This window comes from Piscibacillus sp. B03 (genome assembly GCF_052246295.1).
Classification (GTDB): Bacteria; Bacillota; Bacilli; order Bacillales; family Alkalibacillaceae; genus Piscibacillus.
Genome location: NZ_JBQQCO010000081.1, coordinates 1 through 1,685, shown reverse-complemented (window position 1 = coordinate 1,685; position 1,685 = coordinate 1). Strand labels below are relative to the sequence as shown.

Annotated in this window: 1 protein-coding gene; it reads left to right on the top strand. The window is 39.4% G+C overall.

Annotated elements, in window-relative coordinates; translation table 11 throughout:
* Nucleotides 1-118: 118 nt before the first annotated feature.
* Complete coding sequence (locus ACTWQB_RS17220) at nt 119-1,528, top strand: ISLre2 family transposase (protein WP_443140388.1); 1,410 nt, start codon at nt 119-121, stop codon at nt 1,526-1,528.
* The last annotated feature ends 157 nt before the right edge of the window (nt 1,529-1,685 follow it).

The following is a 1,685-nucleotide window of genomic DNA, read 5'->3' as shown; positions in this document are numbered from 1 at the left end:
GTAAGTGTAAAATAGTTCTCGAGGTTAAATTACCAAAAATTAACTAGTAAAAAAAGAGAAGGCACTCTATCATATATGTATGCTTCGACGGCAAATACATATAGAAAGAGGCCTTCTCATGAAACAAATTATATCAAGAATTCACGAAATAATAAAGGAAACAAATAATTTAATTGAATTTGAGGAACGTGTACATCAATACATGTTTGAAGTTTTTGAAACGTGTGTTGGCGAAGCGTTTAATCAAATTGATCAAGTCATCAAAAAGCGAAGACAAAAAGAAGAATGGACAGTTAAACGGACAGACTGGAAAACGATGCAGTTTATGTTTGGGTCAGTTCGCTTTCAACGTACATTAATGGGAGATGAACACGGGCAACCGCATTATCCATTGGATGAATGGTTGGGATTTAGAAAGTATCAACGTTATAGTCCATTGGTAGAAGTGAAAATAGCTGAAATGGCAAGTGAAAGTACGTATAGGGAAGTAGCACGTGTGTTAAAAGAATGGAGTGCCGTACACATTAGTCATCAAACCGTTGGATCGATTGTACGACGTGTGGGTGAAGCACAAAAACAAGCAGACCACGATCAAGTCATTGAATTAGAGGAATCAGATTCATTACCTGAAGGTAAAGAAGTCAACTTTTTATACGTGGAGGCTGATGGTGTATATGTTCGTGGGACTGAACGGCGAAAACATTATGAAGTTCGTCACGCGTTAATTTATGAAGGTTGGATAGAACATGGCAAACGAATATCGTTAAAACATCCACACTATTTGATGACGGCCCAACCCACGGATACGTTTTGGAAAGAAGTTCAAGCCTTTACAGCCCATCATTACTCTCTGGAAAACACACAAGTGGTGACGAATAGTGATGGTGGCCATGGCTATACGCCAGAAAGGTTTCAAGAAGCCTTTTCGCAGTCCAAACATAAGGTGCTAAGCCAACTAGATGCTTATCATATTGCCCAGGCCTTAAATCGTGCATTTGGCCACAAAAAGAGTGATTATAAACATGAGGTTAGAAAGGCTATCCATGAACACAATTGGAATCATTTTGTTTTATGGATGGATACGTATGAAAGCACGCTTGAAGATGATAAAAAGATTGAAAATCTCCAGGAATTTAGGTCATATATTCAAAATAATTGGGACCGAATCTTCGATTGGCGGGACGAAGTTGATCAAATACCTGATGATGCCCGTACGCTGGGAGCGATGGAATCAAACCAACGTCTTATCACGTACCGGATGAAGAAACGTGGCATGCATTGGAGTAAACAAGGTGTAGAAGCAATGGTGAAAGTCAAACAAGGCATGTTGAACCGAACGTTACGTCAAGCGTACCTCAATCATCAGAAACGGAGTGTCAGAAAGCAGCGTGAGGTTAGACGTACCATTCGACTCGTTCAAAAGTTAAATAAAGTAGCGCCATCAACGGGTAGTGTGAGAAAGGGATCTATTAGTTTATATGCCCCACACTCATCAGCGGTAGGACAACTATTAAAAAGCTTTAAATAAAATAATGTCTATTCCCTAACATCATTGTTAGGTTCGTTAGAACGTAACAATGATGTTAGGGCCAGCAAGCGATAGCGCGGTAGCCAAAAAGTGTACAAAAATAGAGTGCCGAAAATACCGGTATAAAAACTACATCGAGAAAATCTTGACACAAACT